This window comes from Nitrosospira sp. Nsp14 (genome assembly GCF_900113575.1).
Lineage (GTDB): Bacteria > Pseudomonadota > Gammaproteobacteria > Burkholderiales > Nitrosomonadaceae > Nitrosospira.
On record NZ_FOPV01000009.1, the window covers coordinates 83,538 to 103,685 of the forward strand.

Consider the following 20,148-nt stretch of genomic DNA (forward strand, 5'->3'; position numbering starts at 1 on the left):
CAGGTAGGCAGGCCGCCGGTAATCCGGTGTTTCCGGGGCTCCTTGGCGGAAACGCCGGATTGGTTCCGATCTATTGTTGGCGGGCCAATTTGTGTGTAAAAGCTTGCCGTTCCCGGTGTCGAACGGACGAAGCGACGCTGCGCGGTAATGCGATTCCCAGCTATTTTTATGGAAACAGATGCGGAGGAAGTATATAGCAAAGCGAAATCCCTCTGCGCCCCGTCCGGCATCGGCTTGACGAGAACTTGTTAAAGTCCTGTTGTAAGCCCACGCATCTCTTCCCCGAACGAATCTTAAAAATCAATCCGAGCGCTAATGGCGTCGTATACCTTTGAACTGAATGCGGCTGCCTGGTGAATTATTTCGCCCTCTGCCTGATCTTGAACCCTTCCTGTTTTGTATAGTTTTTCTCCGATTCTGAATGCATTTTCCCATGCCGCATTACATATGGGATTGCCGAAGATTTTTTTCTTTTCTGCAATATGAGCGGCCAGTCCACTTAAGAACTTATCGTGGGTGCCGGAAAAATAGCCCCCTACGGTACAGAGTCGATAATCCTGTTCAGCTGCGATGCTGGAGCTCGAAAAGCCTACGAAAAGAACAGTTGCAATCCACCACATTCTCATAATATCCCTCGAATTAAGTGTTGATATTAGGCGGACACACCCGCCAGCGTACCGGCCATTCACACCGCGGCGTCTCAGTTCTACCAAATTCCGTAGTTCATTTCATCCTGCTGCTTCGGGGCGATTCCAGCATATTGCCCTGAAACTGTGGTACGGGTATCCGGTAGCACCGCAGTTTTCAATATTGCGCCCGGCGGCCTTTAAAAACAAGAATCGTTATATGAAACGCCGCAACCATATTGACGGAGCAGACCATCCTTCCCGATGGTTATCTCCGTATTGCCGGCTCGACCCTTCCGTTGGCCCGCCGCCGAATAAACGTATTATTCAAATCTTTCCTGCCAGATTTCCCGCGCTCGGATTTGACGGGTTTTTACATCGCTGTTTGTTAAAAAGCCCCCATTTTTCGAGCATAAGATGGACCTACAGTTGAACAAACCGAGATCCGGAAAATCCGGATAAGTTTCGCCCGGTACAAGGGGCTTTTGCGGACGGACCCCATGGCGGAGGCAGGGTAGCATGGGTCCGAATTAGCCCAAGGGAACGGACGAAAAAAATGACCTTGAATGTTTTCAGCAAAGCCACCGGGCTGAAGGCCATCTGATCCGTAATCGCCGCTGCCGAGACAAGCCTATGCTTGGACCTACGTGGCATTTGGTTGACCGCTTTTGGTCGAGCCTCGGTCATGCCCGCCCTTTCAATACTCGCTGCGGAGATACTATCGGAGGCTTTGTTACTACCCGTACCACACGGCCTGATTTATTTGGCCGCTGCGACAAAGAAAACGGCGGAATAACCGTTAACTGAATGTGATTCATTTGCAGAGCGCGCCGACCATTTACCAAGGGATTCGCAGCGAAAGTTCGCCACACATCGCGTCAGCACGCACTGTCAGGGACTCTTGGTGATTCTTATATGTTGCACATCATTAGCTCGATTAATCGGCAGGATTTCATATGACGATCCGCAAATTGAGCCACATCTTTTACCTTGTAACGGGTTTTCTCATTCTTCTGCTTACACTGTTTGTCACACTCCGCTTCAATGAGCAGCGCAAGCTTACGCATGCGCAGGATGCCCGTCATGCCTCCTCCCGTGTTGCGGACGGGCTGCGGCAATCCTCCGATAACCTGACACGTTTGGCTCGCAGCTTCGCCACTACCGGAAATCCGAAGTTCGAGCACATGTATTGGCAAACGCTTGCCATCCGCAACGGCGACCTGGCAACGCCACGCAACTACGAACGAGGTTACTGGGATCTCGCCATCGGGGATCCCAATTTTCGTGCAGAGTATGAAAGTACAAAAATCTCCATGCGTACGCGATGGGAAAATCTTACGCTCACGCAGGCGGAGACCGCTAAATTGGAGGAAGCTGAAAGCACGTCAAATTGGCTGGTACAGTCGGAACGAACCGCATTGAACGCAATGAAAGGCCTCTTTCAAGACGAGGCCGGGCACTTTGTCATCAAGGACAAGCCCAACATCGAACTTGCTCGTTTTATCTTGAACGACGAGACATATGATGCGGCCAAGGCGAGAATATCGCGGTCTATCAATGAATTTCATGAGCTGAACGACGCGCATACACGCGATATTATTGATCTTGCCCAAGAACGCACAAAGCTTTACGTTGCTGGCGTCTTCCTTACGTTGGCGGTTCTACTGGTGTGGTTTGTTCTTTCTTATTTTATAGTGAGGCGAAAAGTAGCAAGTTTGGAGTTGCTGGAACGACATACCAAGAATAATACATCCCAGGGGAACGATACACCTCAATTTGACCTTGCGACGGAAGATGAGATTGGCCGGCTTTCACGCACAGTCGCCACGGCTCACTTCGAACGGGACCGCTACAACAGGGAACTGGAAGCCATGGTGGCGTCACGAACTGCGGAACTGGAGCATGCCCGGCGCGACGCGGAGCAGGCGAACCGAGCCAAATCGAGTTTTCTCGCTGCAATGAGTCACGAGATTCGCACGCCCATGAACGGCGTGATCGGCATGATCGATGTGCTGCATGAGACCAGCCTGCGCAAAGACCAGGTGGAAATGGTCGATCTTGTGCGCGAATCAGCCTTGTCATTACTGAGTATCATTGATGACATTCTCGATTTTTCAAAAATCGAGGCGGGCAAGCTCCAGATCGAGCACGTGCCGCTTCCCATCGACGACGTGGCAGAGAAGGCCTGCAGCATCCTGGACCAACTCGCTCAGAAGAAGGGCGTGGAACTTACCTTATTCATCGAACCCAACCTTCCTGCCGAAGTGGTCGGGGATGCGCTGCGGCTGCGTCAGGTTCTTCTTAATCTGGTCAGTAACGCCATAAAATTTTCCGCCAACCAGCGACGACAAGGGAAGGTTTCAGTGCGCGTGTTGCTAGCCCACCAGAACCCGGAACGGATAATTGTCGAGTTCCAGGTGGTCGACAATGGCCTTGGCATGAATGAAGAAACCCAGAAAAAATTATTCACGCCTTTTACGCAAGCCGATATTTCGACGACCCGGCGCTTCGGCGGAACCGGGCTGGGACTGGTCATCTCACGTAATCTGGTTGAACTGATGGGGGGAGAAATCAGCGTCGAAAGTTCGATAGGGCAAGGCAGCACGTTTACCGTCCGCCTGCCTTTCAAGCCAAAGCCAGCGGGCACAGGCGACACATCTGCTACGACATCTGAAATCACCGGCTTGTCATGTCTCGTTGCCGGCGACGCGAAAGGATTGGCGCCCGATCTTGGCATTTATCTTGAACGCGGGGACGCAAAGTTGGAGCGCGTCCACGATCTTTCCGCCATCCCGGAGTGGATCCGCCACTGCCCCCCCGGTCTGTGGGTAGTGGTGATCGATGCTGAAGATACGGCTCCGCAGTTGGATAACCTCAATGCCGCGGGTCGCGAGCGGCCCGACCTGGACCTTCGTTTTGTCGTTATCGGCCGTGGAAAACGCCGCTGGCCGCGCTTGCGGGAAAATGGAGTTGTAACGGTGGATGGGAACCTGTTGCCCCGTCGCGCTTTGATCAAGGCGGTAGCTCTTGCGGCCAACAGGACACGGGATGAAGCCAAACAACCGCTTCCCGCGCACGAGGCGTCTCTAGATCTTTCACCACGCATCCAGGCAGGGGAACGACCTCAGGTAATCCTGGTAGCCGAGGACAACGAGACCAATCAGGAGGTGATCCGGCGCCAGCTCGCCCTGCTGGGTTATGCGATCGCCGTGGCGGGCAACGGGCGGGAAGCATGGGAGCTGTGGAAAACCGGCAGGTACTCGTTACTACTGACCGATGTGCACATGCCTGAAATGGACGGCTATGAGCTGTGTGCCGCTATCCGAGCCAGCGAAACCGGGATGACTCATATTCCCATCATCGCTGTCACTGCCAACGCGCTTAAGGGTGAAGCGGAGCATTGCCGCGCCATAGGAATGGATGATTACCTGAGCAAACCACTTCAGCTAACGGATTTGAGGAAAGCATTGGAAAAATGGCTCCCACCTGCGATACCTGACAGATCTGCGGCAGAATCAACGGCGTACAGCGGTACGCTACCGACTCCAACGTCCGCTCCCGATGCGCGGACAGGTTCGGGGCTGATCGATATCGCCGTTCTCCAAAGACTGGTAGGAAATGACCCAGCGGTAATCAACGAGTGCCTGCTGAGCTTTCGAAAAACGGCAACCAAGACGAGCGCTGAATTAAAAGCGGCCTATCGTGCTGGGCAAACGGCGCAGGTCGGAGCGGCGGCGCACAAGCTCAAGTCTTCGGCCCGCTCCGTTGGGGCTGTCTCGCTCGGAGAGTTATGCGCCAGCATGGAAGATGCCTGTTCTGCTAAAACGAACATAGAGCTGGATACTGTTATCCAACGTTTCGAGGCGGAAATAGCCGCCCTGGATGAATATCTTGGCTCCTCTTAACAAAAATGCGGAGACCTTCCAAAAACAGAAGGGGATTACATGGTCGCAGGGCCTTTATGACACGTAAATCTTCGAGACCGGCGGCAACCATACTTATCGCGTCTGACAACATTGCCGACGGAGAACTGATAAAAACGATACTTGACGCAGAATTCGACAATGTTTTCATCTCCACTTCCCCCGACCGAATAGTAGAAGATTTCGAGCTGCACCTCCCTAATGTGCTGCTGCTTGCCTTCGATACTCTCGAAAAGTCGGAGCACTTCTATCGCAGTCTCAGAACGCGCAGCGAGGCGGCCGGGTCTTCGGAACACAGGGTCATCGTGCTCTGCGACAAGAATAATATCGGTCGGGCTTACCAGCTATGCAAGATGGAGCGCTTCCACGATTATGTGTTTTTTTGGCCGATGACACATGATGCACCACGTTTGCTCATGTCCTTGCATCTGGCGATACGTGAACTCACACTGTTGGACGCTAGCCCGACGGTGGAAGAGTTTGCCGCTCAGGCGCGACGCTTGAGTGAAATGGAAGCCCTTTTGCATAAACACATGGCGCACGGAAATCGGGAAATCGAGATCGCGGATTCCGTTATGCGCAAAGCCGAGCAAGAAATAGGTGCGGCTCTAGATGAATTCTCCCGGCAGCTTGCCCAGGAGGACCCGCCGGCTGGCGAATACGCCATAACGGAAAAATTTGCCTGGTTTAAGCAAAACGAAATCGACCCCCGCCTGCGCAGTTTTGAGGAAGTCACCCAACCACTGAAATTATGGATAGATGGCTTCAAGCAGGAGTGTGCTCCTCACATAAAAACCGCCCGCGTGCTCAACGCAATGGCTGACCGGCTGCAACCGACGGTATTGGTTGTGGATGATGATAATTTCCAGTGGACAATCATAGCGAAGATACTGGAACCCTTGAAATATCGCGTGCTCTACGCCGAAAGCGGTCTGGCTGCGCTCGAACTTTTGCGGAACGTACGACCAGATCTTGTTCTGATGGACCTCATGATGCCCGATGTCAATGGTATCGACACCACGCGCCGGCTAAAAGCGATCCCTGCCTTGGCAAACCTGCCGGTGATGATGATGACGGGAAAAAGCGAAGGCGATATTGTTATTCAGAGCCTTCGGGCGGGCGCGATCGACTTCGTCGTAAAACCGGTGGAGCGCGAGATCCTCGTCGGCAAAGTGGCCCAAATTCTGCGGATGATGAAGATGAACAGGGCGTTGGTTAAAAAAAAATGGGACGACATTTAGGGAGTCTCTTCTAAGACGAGAAACTCAAGCTCACGTTAGTTTGCTGGTGCTCTGGTTTTTTTGTTATAGTTCTATGCAGGGTAATACGGCTTTTTCATACTCAGGCACCGCTTGACTCCCGCAGAGCCTTACAAGACTTAGCGTGAAAATCTCCTCTTTCCCTCTGTGCGCCAGGCCTTATGCGGCTCCTGCTTGGCTTCGCGGTGCGCATGCGCAAACCATCTACCCTTACTTTCTCGCACGTCCTGCCATCATTTACCGTCGTGAGCGCTGGGAACTGGACGATGGTGATTTCATTGATATCGACTGGCTTGATAACGTCGCCGATGCACCGCTGGTTGTCCTGTTTCATGGACTTGAGGGAAGCTCATCCAGCCACTATGCGCTGAGCATCATGGCGCTGCTCCGGCAATTGGGTTGGCGGGGCGCAGTGGTGCACTTCCGGGGTTGCTCCGGATCACCCAATCGGCTCGAACGCGCCTATCATGCCGGCGACTCAAACGAAATCGACTTCATACTGCGCCGGATCAGCGAACAGAGCAAACGGCCGGGCTTCCGTTTACCGCTTTACGCCGTAGGTGTTTCCCTGGGTGGTAACGCCTTGCTGAAATGGCTGGGCGAGCAAGGACGACAGGCATGTCAAGTGGTAGATGGCGTGGTGGCGGTTTCAGTGCCGCTGGATCTTGCAGCTGCTGGGGGTGCCCTGGCTTCGGGCTTTAACCTGCTCTACACTCGCCATTTTCTCGACACCCTGAAGCACAAGGCGCTTGAGAAACTCGATCGCTTTCCGAGCCTTTTTGACTCCGAGGCGGTAGCCGCATGCAAGACGCTGTACGAGTTTGACAATCTGGTAACCGCTCCCCTGCACGGTTTTCGCGACACCGAAGACTACTGGGAGCAATCAAGTAGCAAGCCCTGGCTGCGGCAGATCGAGGTGCCCACCCTCCTCATCAATGCCTTGAACGATCCTTTCATGCCCGCTTCCGTGCTCCCACGATCCCAGGAAGTTTCCTCTGCCGTTGTTCGGGAATTCCCCGAGGAAGGCGGACATGCCGGATTTTTACATGCGCCGTTTCCGGGAAAGCTGACGTGGCTTCCCGAGAGAATTGTCAGTTTCTTTGGCCAGCAGGGCGGCCGAACGGCACTCCGGCCCATTGATACAGTTGATACCGTACCCGAGCTCCAAATTTCCTGAGCGCGCCATTTCTCGCCCCCGCTTTTCTCCCGCGTTTTTCCGAGGCTTGTGGCGCGAGAGACGGTAGTACGTCACGTCTAACCCGCCACACAGGAACCGGCAGCAATATCGCTCACCGGCCCTTTTATATTTAAATCGATAGCGAGCCCGACCCTTGCCGAAGGTGTAAAATCAAAACCCAGTTCAGCTCTAATCGGAATAAAGTCTATTCCCGACGTTGACGTACTGGCTTAACCGCAATGTATCGCTATCAGCCAGCCAATCAGTCTTACCCCCGTTATGCCCATACACCCAACCTTCATTCACCTGCGGATGCACAGCGAGTATTCCGTCGTCGATGGCATTGTGCGTATCGACGAGGTGGTGGCAAAAGCAGCTGCCGAGGAGATGCCGGCGCTGGCGTTAACGGATCTCTGCAACCTGTTCGGCCTGGTCAAGTTTTATCAGGCGGCACGCAATAAGGGTATTAAACCGATTGTCGGCTGCGATGTGTGGATAAGCAATGAAGCCGACCGGGACAAGCCTTCCCGTATGTTGCTCTTGTGCCAGTCCCATGCCGGCTATCTGCTGTTGTGCCGTTTTCTTTCACGCGCCTACCGCGAGAATTATTATCGTGGGCGCGCCGAAATACGGAAATCCTGGTTAAGGGAAAGTGATATCGGCACAGACGGACTGATCGCTCTTTCGGGCGCAAATCTCGGGGAGATTGGTCTTGCACTGATACAGAACGATCTGACACAGGCCGATCTACTGGCCACGGAGTGGGCCGGCCTCTTCCCTGGCCGTTTTTATATCGAAATACAGCGTGCAGGGCATCCGAACACGGAGGCTGTCATGCAGCGCTCCCTGGTGCTGGCCTCAGCCCTGCATCTGCCAGTAGTTGCAACGCAGCCCGTACAGTTCCTGAATCCCGAAGACTACCGCGCGCACGAGGCAAGGGTATGCATCGCGGAAGGCTATGTGCTGGGTGACCGCCGCCGTCCGAGGCATTGCACGGAACAACAGTATTTTAAAAGCCAGGCAGAGATGGCGGAGTTGTTCACCGACGTTCCGGCGGCGCTTGCCAACACGGTGGAGATCGCCAAGCGGTGCAGCCTGACGCTGGAGCTTGGCGTGAACCGCCTGCCGCTGTTTCCCACCCCCAATAACCAGAGCCTGGAGCTGTACCTGCGCAATCAGGCGGTTGCGGGTCTGGAAGCCCGCATGAAGTCACTTTTTGCCGATACGGTCCAGCGGGAGGCAAAAATGCCCAGTTATCGCGCACGGCTGGATTTTGAGGCTGACATCATCGTGCAAATGGGGTTTGCAGGCTATTTTCTAATCGTCGCCGATTTCATCAATTGGGCCAAAAGCAACGGGGTGCCGGTCGGGCCGGGCCGTGGCTCTGGCGCTGGCTCGCTGGTTGCGTACTCCTTAGGAATTACCGACCTTGATCCGCTTCGCTATGATTTGCTATTCGAGCGCTTTCTGAACCCTGAGCGCGTCTCCATGCCTGACTTCGACATAGATTTCTGCCAGGACGGACGGGAACACGTGATCGAATACGTGAAACAGAAGTACGGCGCAGAGAGCGTGTCCCAGATTGCCACGTTCGGGACCATGGCGGCAAAGGCGGTAGTGCGCGATGTCGGCCGGGTGCTGGACTTGCCTTACAATTTTGTGGATCAATTGGCGAAGCTTGTGCCGTTCGAACTGGGCATGACGCTGAAAAAGGCACGTGAAGAGGAACCGCAACTGAACGAGCGCGCCGAAGCGGAGGAAGAGGTACGCAATCTGCTGGAGCTGGCAGAGCGCCTCGAAGGGCTTACGCGCAACGTTGGCATGCATGCGGGGGGCGTGCTGATCGCATCCGGAAAGATCACGGATTTTTGTCCGGTCTATTGTACCGATTCGGGCGCATCGGTCATAAGCCAGCTGGATAAGGATGATGTGGAAAAGATCGGGCTGGTGAAATTCGACTTCCTGGGTCTGCGGACGTTGACCATACTCGACTGGACCATTCGATACATCCGCCAGCGTGAGCAAGGCGCCTCGCACGAAATTACCGGTTCCACGGCCTTTTCCCTCGAAAATCTGCCCTTGGATGATCCTGCCACCTATGCGTTATTGCGGCAGGGTAACGCTGTGGGTGTATTCCAGTTTGAATCACGCGGCATGAAAGACCTATTGCAGCGGGCCCGACCCGACCGATTCGAGGATATCATCGCGCTGGTTGCTTTGTACCGTCCGGGCCCGATGTCCCTGATCCCCGAGTTTACGGACCGCAAGCACGGCAAGCGCGTGGAGTATCTCGATCCTCGTTTGCAACCCATACTCGAACCGACCTATGGGGTCATGGTCTATCAGGAACAGGTCATGCAGATCGCACAGGTCATTGGCGGGTATAGCCTCGGCAGCGCCGATTTGCTGCGACGAGCAATGGGCAAGAAAAAACCCGAAGAAATGGCCCTGCAACGCGACATTTTCGTCGCCGGCGCGGTTAAGAACGGCATGACTGATCGGGATGCGGCCGAGCTCTTTGATCTGATGGAAAAGTTCGCCGGATACGGATTTAACAAATCGCATGCGGCGGCTTACGCCCTGATCGCGTTTCAGACTGCCTACCTGAAAGCGCACTATCCGGCCGAGTTTATGGCCGCTACCCTTTCCGCGGACATGGACGATACCGACAAGGTGCACTCGTTCTTTGAGGACAGCGTTGCTAACGGGCTAGTCATGCTGCCGCCGGATATCAACCTGTCCGGTTACCGCTTTATTCCCGTGGACGCCAAAACCGTTCGGTACGGGCTGGGGGCGATAAAAGGAACGGGGGAATCGGCGATTGCGGCAATTATCAAAGCACGTGATATGGGCGGCCCTTACCAGGACTTGTTCGATTTCTGCCATCGGGTGGACAAGCGCATTGTAAACCGCCGCGTGTTGGAGTCGCTCGTCCGCGCGGGGGCGTTCGATTCCATCGATCCTCATCGGGCCGGCCTTCTCGCCTCCGTAGGTATTGCGCTCGAGTCGGCGGAGCAGGCCGGACGCGCAGCCAACCAGGTCAGTTTGTTCGGAGAGCGTGATACGCCGCTGGAAAGGTCGAGCCTCCTTAATGTGCCTGCGTGGCCGGAAAAGGAAAAGCTGAAGAATGAGAAAATGGCGCTGGGATTCTATTTGAGCGGCCACCCGTTCTACGCTTATGCAGAAGAGTTGAAACATTTCGTGCGTAACCGCCTTGACCGGCTGAACCCGCAACGAGAACCGCAGCTTCTGGCTGGGATTGTTTACGCGATGCGCACGCAGGTAACACGTCGGGGCAGGATGGGGATAATCGTACTGGACGATGGCAGCGCACGCGTGGAGCTGGTGGTATACAGCGAGTCATTCGAATCAGCGCGAAACTGGCTGAAAGAAGATCAGTTGCTGGTAGTGGAGGCCAGGGTTAGCAACAAGGGTGGAGAGGATGAGTATGGACTGCGGATTACGGCCGATCAGCTGTATGATTTAAGCAGCGCCCGCTCACGCTACGCAAAACGCGTTGAGCTTCGTTGCAATGGATCGTCGGATGCCCGGAAACTGAGAGAACTGCTGGCACCCCATCGCGGCAACTGTGGCAATGCGGGCGGAGCCGGTGCGGCAAATAAATTTTCCTGCCCCGTTTCTGTAATCTATCGCAACCGCGACGCGACATGCGAGGTTGAGCTGGGCGACACGTGGCGCGTAAGTCTGCACGACGATTTGCTGCAATCTCTGGCCGCTCATTTTGGGCCGGACTTGGTAAAAGTGATCTACTGAGATGCGGGGAGAAATCGAACAGCACGGACGGCGCCTGCATGAACAAGAGTCGGCTTGACCGTAGAGATGAGTGCCACTACTATGCGCATGCCCCGGCAACTATTTTTATTCTCGGGGGTAAATCGCCCGAGGTGGCAAGGTAAATAAAGAAGGAAAGAAATGGAACCAAACACGACAACCATCGCCTTGGGGCTTCAAAAGGTTAGAGCGCGCATCAAGGAAGTTGCAGAGAAAGCAGGCCGGCGGCCCGAGGCGATTACGCTTTTAGCTGCCAGCAAAACCAATCCGCCGGAGTGCCTGCGGGAAGCCTTTGCCGCCGGCCAGACTATTTTCGGCGAGAACTATCTCCAGGAGGCCCTGGTAAAGATCGCGGCACTCCCCGACTTACCCATTGAATGGCATTTCATCGGCCCGATACAAAGTAACAAGACGCGCCGAATCGCGGAAAATTTTACCTGGGTCCATAGCGTGGACCGGAAAAAAATTGCCGACCGGTTATCCAAGGATAGGCCTGAATCGTTGCCGCCGCTCCAAGTATGTCTGCAGGTAAACGTAAGCGGAGAGGATAGCAAGAGCGGCGTCGCGCCCGAGGAGGTCGTTGATCTCGCTGCACATATTGTCACGCTGCCTCGCCTGAAACTACGAGGCGTGATGGCTATTCCGGAACTTACCAAGGCGACCTCCCTGCAGCGTAGCCAGTTCAGTATGGTAAGAGAAGCGTATGATCTGTTAAACGGCGCCGGTTACGGTCTTGATACGATTTCCATGGGAATGACCGAGGACCTCGATGTTGCCATAGAAGAAGGTGCCACCCTCGTTCGCGTCGGCACCGCTATTTTCGGTCCCAGACGCTACGCTATCCCTGAGGAGCTGGCTGCCCGGAAAGACTGAGATATTTTTCGTACAGCTGCTCTTTTGTCTCGGCAATTTCCGGGTTAAGGACGATGCAATCCACCGGGCACACCTCCACGCATTGCGAAACCTCATGATGCCCTACGCATTCCGTGCACAGGGCAGCGTCGATCACGTAGATCTCCTCCCCTGCAGAAATCGCGTCATTCGGGCACTCCGGTTCACACACATCGCAATTTATACATTCGTCAGTGATTATTAAAGCCATATCAACCTCAGGGATTATGACTGGTTCTCATCCGCAACTGTTCCGCAATCAAAGGATGCACGAATTTATCCACGCTTCCGCCCAACAAGGCGATTTCCCGTACTATAGTCGCGGAAACGAACATGTATTGCTCCGACGGTGTCAGAAACAGGGTTTCGACACCCGGATATAGGCTACGGTTCATCCCAGCCATCTGAAACTCGAATTCGAAATCGGAAACTGCGCGCAGGCCGCGTAATATGACTCTCGCCTGCTGCTGCTGCGCAAACTCCATCAACAAGCCAGAAAACGACATTACCTCGACATTGGCGTAGTTCGCAAGTACCTGGCGTCCCATTCTTACCCGTTCCTCCTGAGTAAAAAAAGGCGCTTTGCCCCGGCTGGCCGCGACCGCGACCACCACCTGATCGAAAAGTCCCGACGCCCGCCGGACTAGATCCTCGTGTCCCCGGGTGATCGGGTCAAACGTCCCCGGGTAGATCGCTTTTTCCATTTTCTCGGGATTTCAAAAGTTGATAAAACACCTTGCCCGCGTGCCCCTGGCGCCATAACTGCCACTCAGCGCCAGGCTCAAGAACCTTTTCGTTTTCCACATAGACGAGCCCGCCGAGGGTAAGGTGGGAATGGAGTCGCGATAGCAGTTCGGGTAACAGCCCCAGCCGATAGGGGGGATCAAGAAAAATGACGTCGAAGCGGCGGTGGTCGGAATCGATGAAATTCGACACGTCCATTGCCACCAATTCCACCTGCCCGCCTCCGAGTTTCCGCAAACTCGTTCTCAACATTGCCATTATGCCAGGGTTGGATTCCACCATCACGACCTTCACGGCACCGCGTGACGCGGCCTCAAAACCCATGGCGCCGCTACCCGCGAATAAATCAAGGCAGCATTTGCCGCTCATATCCTGTCCCAGCCAGTTGAAGACGGTTTCACGCACACGATCGGGCGTGGGGCGCAAATCGGCATTCTCGGGAAATGTGATGATACGGCTTCGCCATTCGCCGGCTATTATGCGGACTTTGTTTTTCACCAATGCGAATGTCGAGAATTGAAGTGCTTTCGACTGGGAACGCGCCAGCGAAACCGCTTATTATTTCGGTGCCACAGCTCCGACCACGACAGTTACCATCCCTTCCGGGTTGATGCGGCGCTGAAAAGCATCCTTGACCTGGGGAACGGTTACCCGTTCCACCGCTTTTACGTAATCCTCCAAATAGGTCAGGGGAAGATTATAAAAACCGATCATGGCAAGAAATCCGATAATCTTCTTGTTGCTGTCGATGCGCAACGGAAAGCTGCCAATAATGTTCTGCTTGGCCTCCACAAGCTCTTTTTCTGTTGGACCACCTACCACAAAATCAGCCAGGACTTTTCGAGTCAGTACGAGCGCTTCGTCAGACTGTTCCTTCCTGGTCTGCAGTCCTATCTCGAAAGGCCCCTTTTCCCTGAGCGGGGCAAAATGGCTATGCACGCTATAGGCCAACCCTCGCTTCTGGCGGATCTCTTCCATTAGACGGGAGGTAAAGCCGCCCCCGCCGAGTATGTGATTGCCCACAAGCAATGGGAAATAGTCCGGATCGACGCGCTGGAGTCCCGGATACGCGAGCACGATATGGCTCTGCGTGGCAGGGTGGGCAATTTTTTGGACGCTTGGAACCGGCGCTATAACCTCTGGCAAAACATCGGCCGGCTTTCCTTGCGGCAGTTCCTTCGTTAGCGATTCCGCGATTGCTGCCGCTTCCGCGCGGCTCACATCGCCCATGATCGCGATCACCGCACCCCCAGCGGTATAGCGGGTGCGATAGAAATCAGCCAAATCGTCGCGCTGCAAGCCGCTTACGCTGCCGACTTCGCCCGAACCGCGCAACCCATAGGGATGGTTACCGTAGAGCATCTTCATCAATGCGCGATCAGCAATAGTGCCGGGCTTGGTGTCAGCTTCCTTCAATCCCGCGATGACCCGCGCCTTTTCCCGTTCCAGTACGTCCCCGGCGAACTCCGGGCGCTGGACGACACGACCGAAAATATCCAGTGCCTGCCTGCGCTCTCGCGCGCTGCTGAGCGTGCGCAACGTGACGCCAGCCCGATCCTGGTCGAAGTGGGCGCCGAGCTGGGCGCCAACGTCAGCCAAACCTTTCGCAATCTGGTCTTCGGTCAGACCGCCGGCGCCCAGACTCAACAGGTGTAGGGATAATCCGGCACGGCCTGATTTATCCGCCGTGTCAGTACTGCTGCCGGCGTTGAAATCGACGCTGACATCGAGTATCGGCAAATCACGGCTTTCTATGAAATATACCTGGGTGCCTGCGGGCGTCTGCCAATGCTGGATGGGCAGCGTAGCGGAGACCCACTGGGAACAGCAGCTTAACAGCAGGAAAAACATGAAGCGCATCACATGCATCGCGGCTCTCGTAAAAAACGCTTGGAATTCAACTTAGAAATGGGAATGGATCGGCATGCTTCCATCCTCTTAATGCCGCAATGCGGGGGGCGGAGCAGAGGGCGCTTTCTGCTCCAGCGGCTGCGGATCCAGTACCGCAACCGTGAGCACGTCATCCTTCAGGTATTTCTTTGCTACATCGCGTACCTGTTCGGCAGTAACCGCTTTCAATTTATCGAGTATCGTATCGACATCACGGTATGACAACCCGATGCTTTCGAGCTGGCCGATTTCCATCGCCTGAAAAAACATCGAGTCAAGCTGGAAGACGTGCGCGGCAACGACCTGAGCCTTGACACGAGCGAGTTCCTCCTCGGTCACGCCCTCGCGCACAATCTTTTCCACCTCGGCACGCAATGCCGTTTCAAGATCAACCGCTGTTTTTCCCTCGCTTGGGGTGCCATTCAGATAGAACATGCCTGGACCACGCGCGGTCGAATCGTAGCTCGCACCGGCGGAACTCGCAATCCGCTGCTCGCGCACCAGCGTCTTGTTGAGACGGGCCGACTCGTTGCCATCCAGCACCCCTGCGAGCATCTCCAGCGCGTAGGGTTCCCAATCGGTACTCGGGTTGCGCAACGCCGGAGCGTGGTAGACCATCATCAGATATGGCAGTTGCGCCGGCGCTTTCACTGTGAGCCGCTTGATCCCGACCTGTTGTGGCTCAATCTGGGGCTTGCGCTTATCCAGGGGTAATGGCTCCCCTCGCTTGATGGGCCCATAAAACTTTTGCGCCAAGGCAAAGACTTCCTTTGGGTTGACGTCGCCTACCACAACCAGCACAGCATTGTTTGGCGCATACCAGCGCTCATACCATGCCTTTGCATCGAGAAAGGTCATGTTTTCCAGATCGTTCATCCAGCCTATTATGGGATGGCGGTAAGGGTGCGCCTGATACGAAACCGCCATCAATTTTTCATGCACCAGAGAGCGTGCTTGATCATCGGTGCGCAAGCGCCGTTCTTCCATCACCACTTGGATTTCTTTGGTAAATTCTTCTTCCGTCAGGATCAGGTTGCGCATCCGGTCGGACTCCAGCTCCATCGCCAGTGGCAGCCGGGACTTATGCAGTTGCTGGAAATAAGCGGTATAGTCGCGGCTGGTGAAGGCGTTTTCGCGCCCGCCGGCGGCTGCGATGCGCCGAGAAAACTCGCCCCCGGGAATCTTTTTCGTTCCCTTGAACATCATATGCTCCAACACATGGGCCACGCCGGTCACGCCGTTCACTTCATCAATACTTCCGGCCTTGTACCAAATTTGCGAGATAACGACGGGAGAACGGTGATCTTCCCTGACAATCAGCCTAAGACCGTTGGCAAGCGTGTACTCATGCGTATGAGCGGTATTAGCAAAGAGGCTCCCCGGAAGCAGCAAAGCGAGCAGCATCGCAAACGACCGCAAACCCGTCCATAGCGAGGGAAGAGACGGAAAAGTCATCATTTTTTTAACAACCTAAAGCCGGGTAAACGGATAAAATCGAAATAAGATCGCAATTGACGTACTCGCCGGGATTTCGACAAATATGACAGCCTACCAGAATGCCGAGTTTCTTCAACTCCAAAAATAGCGCCGAGGCCGCCGGAGCCCCTTCCAACTGGGCCACAAGGGTGAGATCGGGTTTATCGCGTACCCGGCAAAACCTGGGCAAACACTTATCCGGCCTCTTCGGCAGCGGCAAGATCGACGAAGCGCTCTATGAGGAGTTGGAAACCGTCCTGCTCACGGCTGACGCCGGCGTGAGCGCGACCACATGGTTGCTCGATGAGCTGCGCAGGCAGGTCAAACGCAATGGCCTTACCGAGGCGATCGAACTCAAGGGAGCATTACAGGAAGCGCTCGTCGCGTTGCTTGAGCCTCTGTCGCAACCACTCGAAACCATTACGCACAAACCTTTCATCATCATGCTGGCGGGTGTGAACGGCGCCGGGAAAACCACCTCCATCGGCAAGCTCGCGCATCATTTTCAGCTGCAGGGAAAAACGGTGCTGCTTGCGGCCGGCGACACGTTTCGCGCCGCCGCGCGCGAGCAGCTGATGGCCTGGGGCGAGCGCAATAATATCGCGGTGATTGCGCAAGAGAATAGCGGGCAGCAAAAAGGGGACCCGGCCGCTGTTATATTCGATGCAGTTAATGCGGCAAAAGCCCGCGGAATCGACATTGTCCTGGCGGACACTGCCGGGCGGCTCGCCACGCAACTGCATCTCATGGAAGAAATCAAAAAAGTGAAGCGGGTTATTGCCAAGGCCGAGCCAAGTGCGCCGCATGAAACCCTGCTGGTGCTCGACGCGAACACCGGGCAGAATGCCGTTGCCCAGGTTAAAGCCTTCGATGATGCGCTCGGTTTGACCGGCCTCATCGTTACCAAGCTGGATGGTACCGCTAAAGGCGGGGTGATCGCCGCTATCGCGAGGCAACGCCACGATAAACAGCCGCTTCCGATCCGGTTTATCGGGGTAGGCGAGGGCATCGACGACTTGAGGCCGTTTGTTGCAAGTGAATTTGTCGAGGCGTTGTTTGATTGAAACAGCGCCATTATCGTAACGAAGCATGATTAGCTTCAGTCAGGTCTACAAACGCTACCCAAACGGCTTCGAAGCGCTCAGGAACGTTTCCTTTACCCTTGAAACAGGCGAGATGGGCCTCATCACCGGGCATTCAGGAGCGGGTAAGACCACGCTGCTAAGACTGATCGCCGCCATCGAGCGGCCGACAACCGGCAGCATTATCGTCAACGGGCAGAATATCAGCGCGATCAAGAGCGGTGCGATCCCATTCCTGCGGCGCAACCTCGGTCTTGTGTTTCAGGATCAGAAAATTCTATTCGACCGCACGGTTTTCCAAAATGTACTGCTCCCTCTGCAAATAAGCGGGTTCAGCTCGAGGGCGGCGACCGGACGAGTGCGCGCAGCGCTGGACAAAGTAGGGTTACTGAACCGGGAAAAAGCGCGCCCCATTACTCTGTCTGGCGGAGAGCAACAACGCCTTTGTATTGCCCGCGCGATCGTCAACAGGCCATCGATACTCATCGCCGATGAACCGACCAGCAATCTTGACCCAGATTATGCAAAAGATATCATGGAGATGTTTGTGTCATTTCACCAGGTGGGTGTCACGGTATTGATAGCGACCCACGACGTGCAGCTGCTGGGCAGCATGCAGCCGCGCATTTTCAGACTCAATCACGGTGAACTGGCGATATGAGCGTTTGGCTTTCTCATCATTTTCACGCGCTTGCCGCCGCGATCAAACGGTTGACACGCACCCCCACCGGCAGCCTGCTCAGCATCGCTGTGATCGGGATTGCTTTCAGCCTGCCGGCGGGTATTTACGTCCTGCTGGAAAATCTCCAGTCCCTTTCAGGGCAATTCTCGGGAGCGCCTCAATTGAGCCTGTTTCTGAAGCTGGATGCAGACTCGGAGGCCGTTGCCGAGATCGAATCGCGCTTGAAACAACACCCGGATGTGGGCCGCTTTACGTTCATTCCCAAGGGCGCTGCGCTTGAGCAGCTCAAGCAGAGCAACGACTGGGGGGATGTCATGGATGGCCTCGAACGAAATCCCCTGCCGGACGCTTTTGTACTCAGCACCAGAAATATCTCCCCGGAGCGCCTGGAAGCCTTGCGTACCGAACTGGTGAAGCTGCCGCAGGTCGAGCATGCGCAACTTGACTCGGCTTGGGCGAAGCGTCTGGACGCCTTGCTGAAGCTGGGCCGCGCAGGTGTACTGATGCTCGCCGCTTTGCTAAGCTTCTCCCTGGTCGCAGTGGCATTTAATACCATACGTCTGCAAATAATGACTATGAGGGATGAAATAGAAGTATCCAAGTTGATCGGCGCAACGAGGGGTTTCATCCGCCGCCCTTTTCTGTACTTTGGGGCGATTCAGGGAGCGGTTGGCGGCGCGGCGGCATGGCTCATCATTTCGTGGGGAATTCATATGGCGGATGAGCAACTGAAACACCTGATGAACCTTTATGAAGTGAATTTTCGTCTCTATCATCTCTCGCTGGAGGACAGCCTGAGCTTGTTGCTGTTATCCGCGCTGCTCGGCTGGATAGGGGCATGGTTGTCAGTGACATACCAATTGGGACGAATAGAACCTCGATAATTCATGACCTTAAAAGGTATTCAGGAGGGAACTTTCGTACGCTATTGGCTCTCTTAACCGAAAAGAATTAAGATTTAGCGAAAAACTAAGGAGGATACATGACTTTTGCTCTAGCCGTACCCTCAGCCAGCGGCAGCATTGAAAGCTACATCCAGTCGGTCGGTGGCTTTCGCATTCTTTCTCAGGAAGAAGAAATCCGTCTCGCGCGTTCGCTACGAGATGAAGGAAATATAGATGCTGCTCGCCAGCTGGTGCTGTCGCACTTGCGCGTGGTGGTCGCCATCGCGCGGGGCTACAAAGGCTATGGTCTGCCCCAGGCCGACCTGATACAGGAAGGCAATATCGGATTGATGAAAGCGGTCAAACGTTATGACCCCGAACGCGGGGTACGACTGGTTTCATTTGCAGTGCATTGGATCAAGGCCGAAATTCACGAATTCATACTGCGCAATTGGCGGCTGGTGAAAATCGCTACGACCAAGGCGCAGCGAAAACTATTTTTCAATCTGCGCAGCATGAAGACGGTCCTGGACACGATGAATACCGACGAGGTCAACGCCGTGGCTAGGCAGTTGGGGGTCAAGGCCGAAGAAGTCGTTGAAATGGAGACGCGTTTTAGTGGACGCGATATCTCGCTTGAACCGATGTGGGATGAAGACGAGGACGACACATTCAGTCCGATCGCTTATCTCACTGATGGCTTGGAACCGCAGCAACTCCTGGAAACAGAAGAGACCCGGAGAGTGCGCGGCGAAGGCCTGGAGCGCGCACTTGCAAGCCTCGACTCGCGCAGCAGGCGCATTATCGAAGCCCGCTGGTTGCGGGAAAAGGATACCGCCACCCTGCACGACCTTGCTGACGAGCTGGGAGTTTCTGCTGAGCGTGTCCGGCAGATCGAAGCCAAGGCCATGGAAAAAATGCGGACTGCCATGGGACCGAGCAGCTAACGGAAGCAATAGCTGCTTGCAGTCCATCAACGCGTGTTGAGGGACTCCTCTTATTACGGCTCAACGAAGATTTGTAGTCGGGTTGAGGCGACTGGGTCCGATACCCCCTGAACCCATCGTTTCCATATCGTCATGGATGGGATAGGCTGATGGCGATACGTTGCGCTTGACCTGTACGGCTCTTAAGTCTCTTACGCTGCGCAATGACCTTCAGTAGTTGACGTAGGTTGTTTTTAAGGAGTGTCATGATATTCTCATGCACGGTTGCAATCACCGTCCAGAGACTGTTCTGTTTCCTGCTCGTCCAATACGTTGCCATTAGCCCTGACTGCTCACTGCCCACTGTTCCGGGGTGAGCGTTTTCATGGACAGGGCATGGATTTCCTGTTTCATCCTGTCGCCAAGGGCGCCATAGACCATCTGGTGCTGCCGCACCATATTCTTTCCGCGGAATTCAGCGCTCACGATAATCGCGTTGAAATGATACCCGTCGTCGCCTTCGACGTGCACCAGGTCGCACGGCATACCCGCCTCGATCTGACTTTTTATGCTCTCTGCTGTAACCATTCTTCGTCCTGTAATAAAGTCAACTAAGGAACCGCTGCACAAGCCGCCCTTCACGGACCGCGTTGCTGTCAAAATCCGGTGCTCCCAAGGGCCCCCCCAAACCCTGCCGAGCTGCAGGTCGGTCTACGTCGCTCAGCAGTGCATACGGTGCCCGAATTTACCTCACCCCAGGGAACCCGATATATCGAGCCGCGAGGCTTGTCCAGAG

At 55.0% G+C, this 20,148-nt stretch carries 16 protein-coding genes; 9 read left to right on the forward strand and 7 right to left on the reverse strand.

The genetic code is table 11. The features are described 5' to 3' along the window. Positions 1-293 precede the first annotated feature (293 nt). Positions 294-620, reverse strand: coding sequence for a hypothetical protein (locus BM022_RS07590; protein WP_091138189.1), 327 nt, complete (start codon positions 618-620; stop codon positions 294-296). 962 nt (positions 621-1,582) lie between these two features. Here BM022_RS07590 and BM022_RS07595 point away from each other — a divergent pair. The 5 genes from BM022_RS07595 (at position 1,583) to BM022_RS07615 (ending at position 11,650) form a co-directional block, all read left to right on the forward strand. Next, the gene (locus BM022_RS07595; RefSeq protein ID WP_091138191.1) at positions 1,583-4,531 is read left to right on the forward strand and encodes a hybrid sensor histidine kinase/response regulator; all 2,949 of its coding nucleotides are present in this window, start codon (positions 1,583-1,585) and stop codon (positions 4,529-4,531) included. Positions 4,532-4,587: 56 nt separating this feature from the next. Continuing rightward, on the forward strand, positions 4,588-5,790 hold the full coding sequence (locus BM022_RS07600; protein WP_177191652.1) for a response regulator: 1,203 nt from the start codon (positions 4,588-4,590) through the stop codon (positions 5,788-5,790). A gap of 142 nt (positions 5,791-5,932) precedes the next feature. Next, positions 5,933-6,985 carry a YheT family hydrolase gene (locus BM022_RS07605; protein WP_091138194.1) on the forward strand — a complete coding sequence of 351 codons (1,053 nt, stop codon included), beginning with the start codon at positions 5,933-5,935 and terminating at the stop codon, positions 6,983-6,985. Positions 6,986-7,264: 279 nt separating this feature from the next. After that, positions 7,265-10,759 carry a DNA polymerase III subunit alpha gene (dnaE, locus tag BM022_RS07610; protein ID WP_091138195.1) on the forward strand — a complete coding sequence of 1,165 codons (3,495 nt, stop codon included), beginning with the start codon at positions 7,265-7,267 and terminating at the stop codon, positions 10,757-10,759. Positions 10,760-10,918: 159 nt separating this feature from the next. Next, positions 10,919-11,650: a YggS family pyridoxal phosphate-dependent enzyme gene (locus BM022_RS07615; RefSeq protein WP_091138197.1), complete on the forward strand. Its 732-nt coding sequence runs from the start codon at positions 10,919-10,921 to the stop codon at positions 11,648-11,650. Here the strand turns inward: BM022_RS07615 and BM022_RS07620 are convergent. From BM022_RS07620 to BM022_RS07640, 5 genes are all read right to left on the reverse strand, one after another. Continuing rightward, the gene (locus BM022_RS07620) at positions 11,616-11,879 is read right to left on the reverse strand and encodes a YfhL family 4Fe-4S dicluster ferredoxin (protein WP_091138198.1); all 264 of its coding nucleotides are present in this window, start codon (positions 11,877-11,879) and stop codon (positions 11,616-11,618) included. The two genes, BM022_RS07615 and BM022_RS07620, sit on opposite strands and share 35 nt — an antisense overlap. 7 nt (positions 11,880-11,886) lie before the next feature. Then, the gene (gene coaD / locus BM022_RS07625; protein ID WP_091138200.1) at positions 11,887-12,372 is read right to left on the reverse strand and encodes a pantetheine-phosphate adenylyltransferase; all 486 of its coding nucleotides are present in this window, start codon (positions 12,370-12,372) and stop codon (positions 11,887-11,889) included. Continuing rightward, entirely contained in the window at positions 12,341-12,910 is a 570-nt protein-coding gene (gene rsmD, locus BM022_RS07630) for a 16S rRNA (guanine(966)-N(2))-methyltransferase RsmD (protein ID WP_091138202.1), read from the reverse strand. Before rsmD ends, coaD begins: the two co-directional genes overlap by 32 nt. Positions 12,911-12,970: 60 nt before the next feature. After that, entirely contained in the window at positions 12,971-14,281 is a 1,311-nt protein-coding gene (locus BM022_RS07635) for a M16 family metallopeptidase (RefSeq protein WP_371264306.1), read from the reverse strand. Between the two features lie 69 nt (positions 14,282-14,350). Then, a complete protein-coding gene (locus tag BM022_RS07640; protein ID WP_371264308.1) occupies positions 14,351-15,757 on the reverse strand; it encodes a M16 family metallopeptidase in 1,407 nt (468 codons plus the stop codon). 101 nt (positions 15,758-15,858) lie between these two features. Here BM022_RS07640 and ftsY point away from each other — a divergent pair, with 101 nt between their 5' ends. The 4 genes from ftsY to rpoH all read left to right on the forward strand — a co-directional run bounded on the left by ftsY (position 15,859) and on the right by rpoH (position 19,373). Beyond that, positions 15,859-16,842, forward strand: coding sequence for a signal recognition particle-docking protein FtsY (ftsY, locus tag BM022_RS07645; protein ID WP_091138203.1), 984 nt, complete (start codon positions 15,859-15,861; stop codon positions 16,840-16,842). A gap of 25 nt (positions 16,843-16,867) precedes the next feature. Next, positions 16,868-17,521 carry a cell division ATP-binding protein FtsE gene (gene ftsE / locus BM022_RS07650; RefSeq protein WP_091138205.1) on the forward strand — a complete coding sequence of 218 codons (654 nt, stop codon included), beginning with the start codon at positions 16,868-16,870 and terminating at the stop codon, positions 17,519-17,521. Beyond that, entirely contained in the window at positions 17,518-18,426 is a 909-nt protein-coding gene (ftsX, locus tag BM022_RS07655; RefSeq protein ID WP_091138206.1) for a permease-like cell division protein FtsX, read from the forward strand. The genes ftsE and ftsX overlap by 4 nt, the downstream gene beginning before the upstream one ends. A 98-nt stretch (positions 18,427-18,524) precedes the next feature. Beyond that, a complete protein-coding gene (gene rpoH, locus BM022_RS07660) occupies positions 18,525-19,373 on the forward strand; it encodes an RNA polymerase sigma factor RpoH (protein WP_091138208.1) in 849 nt (282 codons plus the stop codon). A 318-nt stretch (positions 19,374-19,691) separates the two neighbouring features. Here the strand turns inward: rpoH and BM022_RS07670 are convergent, their stop codons facing one another. Beyond that, a complete protein-coding gene (locus BM022_RS07670) occupies positions 19,692-19,940 on the reverse strand; it encodes a BolA family protein (RefSeq protein WP_091138211.1) in 249 nt (82 codons plus the stop codon). Positions 19,941-20,148: the final 208 nt, after the last annotated feature.

What these genes read in the sequence shown, in the direction of transcription:
- BM022_RS07590 (WP_091138189.1), bottom strand. Translation starts at nt 620, where the DNA reads ATGTGGTGGATTGCAACTGTTCTTTTCGTAGGCTTTTCGAGCTCCAGC.
- BM022_RS07595 (WP_091138191.1), top strand. Translation starts at nt 1,583, where the DNA reads ATGACGATCCGCAAATTGAGCCACATCTTTTACCTTGTAACGGGTTTT.
- BM022_RS07600 (WP_177191652.1), top strand. Translation starts at nt 4,588, where the DNA reads ATGACACGTAAATCTTCGAGACCGGCGGCAACCATACTTATCGCGTCT.
- dnaE (WP_091138195.1), top strand. Translation starts at nt 7,265, where the DNA reads ATGCCCATACACCCAACCTTCATTCACCTGCGGATGCACAGCGAGTAT.
- BM022_RS07615 (WP_091138197.1), top strand. Translation starts at nt 10,919, where the DNA reads ATGGAACCAAACACGACAACCATCGCCTTGGGGCTTCAAAAGGTTAGA.
- BM022_RS07620 (WP_091138198.1), bottom strand. Translation starts at nt 11,879, where the DNA reads ATGGCTTTAATAATCACTGACGAATGTATAAATTGCGATGTGTGTGAA.
- coaD (WP_091138200.1), bottom strand. Translation starts at nt 12,372, where the DNA reads ATGGAAAAAGCGATCTACCCGGGGACGTTTGACCCGATCACCCGGGGA.
- BM022_RS07635 (WP_371264306.1), bottom strand. Translation starts at nt 14,281, where the DNA reads ATGCATGTGATGCGCTTCATGTTTTTCCTGCTGTTAAGCTGCTGTTCC.
- BM022_RS07640 (WP_371264308.1), bottom strand. Translation starts at nt 15,757, where the DNA reads ATGACTTTTCCGTCTCTTCCCTCGCTATGGACGGGTTTGCGGTCGTTT.
- ftsY (WP_091138203.1), top strand. Translation starts at nt 15,859, where the DNA reads ATGCCGAGTTTCTTCAACTCCAAAAATAGCGCCGAGGCCGCCGGAGCC.
- ftsE (WP_091138205.1), top strand. Translation starts at nt 16,868, where the DNA reads ATGATTAGCTTCAGTCAGGTCTACAAACGCTACCCAAACGGCTTCGAA.
- ftsX (WP_091138206.1), top strand. Translation starts at nt 17,518, where the DNA reads ATGAGCGTTTGGCTTTCTCATCATTTTCACGCGCTTGCCGCCGCGATC.
- rpoH (WP_091138208.1), top strand. Translation starts at nt 18,525, where the DNA reads ATGACTTTTGCTCTAGCCGTACCCTCAGCCAGCGGCAGCATTGAAAGC.
- BM022_RS07670 (WP_091138211.1), bottom strand. Translation starts at nt 19,940, where the DNA reads ATGGTTACAGCAGAGAGCATAAAAAGTCAGATCGAGGCGGGTATGCCG.